Annotated in this window: 4 protein-coding genes; 2 read left to right on the forward strand and 2 right to left on the reverse strand. The window is 36.5% G+C overall.

From position 1 onward, the window contains the following. Positions 1-30: 30 nt before the first annotated feature. Together Q0L68_RS17745 and Q0L68_RS17750 are read right to left on the reverse strand one after the other, a co-directional pair. A complete protein-coding gene (locus Q0L68_RS17745; RefSeq protein ID WP_296705600.1) occupies positions 31-612 on the reverse strand; it encodes a nucleotidyltransferase family protein in 582 nt (193 codons plus the stop codon). A gap of 6 nt (positions 613-618) precedes the next feature. Next, a complete protein-coding gene (locus Q0L68_RS17750) occupies positions 619-1,728 on the reverse strand; it encodes an XdhC family protein (RefSeq protein ID WP_296705601.1) in 1,110 nt (369 codons plus the stop codon). A 260-nt stretch (positions 1,729-1,988) separates the two neighbouring features. Here Q0L68_RS17750 and Q0L68_RS17755 point away from each other — a divergent pair, with 260 nt between their 5' ends. Both Q0L68_RS17755 and Q0L68_RS17760 read left to right on the forward strand, forming a co-directional pair. After that, entirely contained in the window at positions 1,989-3,512 is a 1,524-nt protein-coding gene (locus Q0L68_RS17755) for a M20/M25/M40 family metallo-hydrolase (RefSeq protein WP_296705602.1), read from the forward strand. After that, positions 3,512-3,774, forward strand: a 263-nt coding sequence (locus Q0L68_RS17760; RefSeq protein ID WP_296705603.1) for a hypothetical protein, incomplete at its 3' end; no start/stop codon positions are given. The genes Q0L68_RS17755 and Q0L68_RS17760, both read left to right, overlap by 1 nt.

The raw sequence follows: 3,774 nt of genomic DNA on the forward strand, positions 1-3,774 counted from the left end.
ATTGCGTCTTTAAAACTTGGCGGGAGTCTTTTATAAGTTCAAATCTCTCAAATCCGCTTCTGTATCTACATCGGTTTTTCCCTTAGGAAAGGAAACCAATTCTAAATCATCGCTATGTGCTTGAGCAATTTTTTTGGCTCCTTCATCTCCTGTAAGCTTCATTAGTTCCTCGAAATAGGCATTTCCAAATAGAATTGGAACACCAAATGTTTTAGAGTATTCACATGCCACTATTCCTTTACCAGTCTTTTTTTGAGTTGCAATGAGTTTATTAAGAAGCTTGGAATCCACAAATGGCTGATCACAAAGCATAATAATAACCTGATCTACAGGATTGATTTTTTGAAGATATTCCAATCCTTTAATTAAAGTACTTGCCATCCCTTTTCCCCAATTTGGGTTCGGAATATTCGGAATACTAGCTCCTGAAAATGTCTTTTTTATCTCGTCTTTAAATGCTCCAAGGACCAATACTTTCTTTTCTGCCTTTGAACCATTTGCAGCATCAATAGCATATTGAAGCAAGGTTTTATCCTTATATCTGGCAATTTGTTTTGGGTAACCTAATCTTGAAGATTCTCCAGCTGCAAGGATAATAATTCCAGTTTTCATATTTTTTTAATGTATTGGTCCTGTTTTATTTCGTAGAAAGGTACCTTCTTTTTTTGCCAAAACTGCTTTTATTTCAGACAATACCGACAAGGCAATTTCTTCCGAACCCTCTGCACCGATATCCAATCCCATAGGAGAGTATATTGACTCTTGGTTTACTTTGTCTATCCCATTATTTTCTAAGCGCTCAATCATCTTTTCTGATTTCTTTTTAGGACCTAAAATCCCAATATAAGGGAGAGACTTCGAAATTAACTGCTTTAATACCACACATTCATATTCAAAATTATGCGTCATTAAAAGCGCAACAGTCTGAGAATCTATATCAAGTTTTTCAACAACTTCATCAGCTGTACCTACCACAATCTTTTTAGCTTTAGGAAAACGACCTCTAGTGGCCTGATTAGCTCTCCCATCAATCAGGATTACTTCAAATCCTAAAATATCAGCTAGTTGAACCAAAGGAATAGTATCATTTCCTGCTCCAAAAAGCAAAAGCCTAGTCGTAGGTTTGATTTTTTCATAAAAGACCTGAATTGAATCAAATTCAGAATAACTCTTTATTAAATTTTCTGATTGAGATTCAGAGGTTGCATGGTCTAAAACGACTTCTAATAAATCTGGATCCACTCTTTGAGGATAACCAATCGAATCTCCATTTTTAGACAGCAGTACAGTTCCTATTTGTTCTGACTTTGAATTCTTGATAGAAAATACCGTGATTAAAGTTCCAACATTCCGATCTGATAGCGCAGATTTCAACAGGTTAACTGAATTCAGAGAATCTGCATAATCAATGGGTTCTATTAAAACATGTATTATTCCATTACAGCCTAAGCCTACACCAAATTTCTGGTCATCTTCATCTGTGGTATCATAAGTCACTAACATGGATTTTTGCTGAAAAATTACAGATTGGGCTTTCCGTAAAGCATCTCCTTCCAGACAACCACCACTGATTGCCCCTGTTAATTCACCATCTTCTGAAACCAACATTCTAGCTCCAGGTCTTCTATAAGCGGAACCATCCACATGTACTACAGTGGCCAATGCAATCTTTTTTCCTGAATTATGATAATGATCGTATGCATTAATTATGGCCTGTAATTCTTTCATAGAGCTATAATAGATTTAGAATTTTATTTCGGTATAAGTTAAGCTACAAGTTATCCTTTTCAAAAGGCAAATTGACAAACGAGTTTAAAAGCTTAAAATCCGTATGAATTTAATTTAAGACTATACTTTTTAAATTTGTTAAATAGGGGACGTAATTTCTTTCCTTTCAATAAATTGAGCTAAAGCAAATAAACTTCTTTTCAACAGTTTAGAATTGGGCTTTTAAAATATGCTAACTTCCTTTCCTACCTAATACAAAAATGAATACTAAATACTTTTCAGTTTTTGCAATCATTTTATCATTTACCTTCCAAAAGACCTTTGCTCAGCTTTCAAAGGAAGAAATCATATCTGAATCTAAGAAGGAACTAAGAGCATCACTTCTGACTTTTCAGGATTATTTAAGTATTCCCAATAATGGGAAGGTTCCTGCCGATATAGAAGCGAATCTGAATTGGTGCCAAAATGCGTTTCAAAGTAGAGGATTTGAAACCCGAATATTAAAATCCAATCAAGTGCCTCATCTGTTTGTTTTTGGCAAAACAGATCCCCAAAAGAAAACCGTTCTTGTTTATATGCAGGTTGATGGTCAGCCCGTTGATTCTTCTGCTTGGGAGCAGGAAAGCCCTTATATTCCAGCCTTGAAAATGAAAGAAGGAGATGGATGGGAAGAAATAAATTGGAATTTTATACAAGGCCCCATTGACCCGGAATGGAAGGTTTTCGCAAGATCTGCATCGGATTCTAAGGGCCCTACAATGGCTTTTCTCTCAGCATTGGATATTCTTCAAAAGAAAGGAATTAGTCCGGCTGTCAACCTAAAATTTATTTTGGATTTCCAGGAAGAGATGAGTTCCCCTGAGCTTGCGAAAGTGGTATCCGATAACAAGAAATTATTTGAGGCAGATGGTATCCTGATTATGGATGGTACCCGTCACTTTTCTAATCTTCCAAATTTAGCTTTTGGAGCAAGAGGGATAGCCACGATTACTTTGAAAGTATTTGGGGCAAAAAATAATTTACATAGTGGTCAATATGGAAATTTTGCGCCAAATCCGGTATTTACTGCATCAAGGCTTCTTTCAGCAATGAAAGATGAAACGGGAAAAGTGTTAATCCCTGGATTTTATGATGGAGTAAATTTTTCTGAATCTGACTTAAAAGCTATGGCTGCTGTTCCGGAAAGCTTGGAACAGATTCAAGATGAACTTGGAATTGCTAAGGCTGAAAAAGTTGGGAATAGCTATCAGGAAGCAATGCAATTTCCATCTCTAAATATTAGAGGAATGAGAGCTGCTTGGGTAGGAGATGAGGTTCGTACGATCATACCTTCGGAAGCAATCATCGAAATCGACATGAGGACTGTGAAAGAAACTCCAGCTGAAAGGCAAATTGAATTGGTAAGAGAATTTATAGTGGGTCAAGGATTTCATATCGTTTCAGGGGAGCCGACTGATGAAGATCGAAAAGCATATTCTAAAATAATTTCATTTGATTATAGAATAGGTTCGGAACCATTTCGAGCAGAAATGGAATCTTCATTTGGGAATTGGCTAGAAAAGGGAATGTCCGTAGTTTTTGGAGATAACTATATCAAAACCCGCTTGACGGGTGGATCTCAGCCCATGGCTCCATTTATTAATATTTTGGGAGTTCCAGCAGTCTCCGTTCGCATTCCAAACCCGGATAACAGTATCCACGGACCAAATGAAAATATCCGAATTGGAAATTATCTGGAAGGAATTCAAACCTGTTTAGGTATACTTACCCAAGCTTTCGAATAATGGGTAATCAGGATATAATAGCATTTGCGATAGTTTTACTAACGGTAGTTTTTGTCCTTAGAATTAGCAAAGTAAAAAATCACATTATCGAAAAAATACTGGATTGGTTTCCAGCTATTCTCTTCGCCTATGTAATTCCGGCGGGCTTTACACATCTTTTTGGATGGGGTCTCTCTACGGTTTATTTACATAATTTAAGCCGCAACTGGATTATACCTATCACGCTTTTAGCAGTAATGAGCGCCTTACCATTAAAGCAACT

The sequence above is a fragment of the Algoriphagus sp. genome (genome assembly GCF_024642405.1).
Classification (GTDB): domain Bacteria; phylum Bacteroidota; class Bacteroidia; order Cytophagales; family Cyclobacteriaceae; genus Algoriphagus.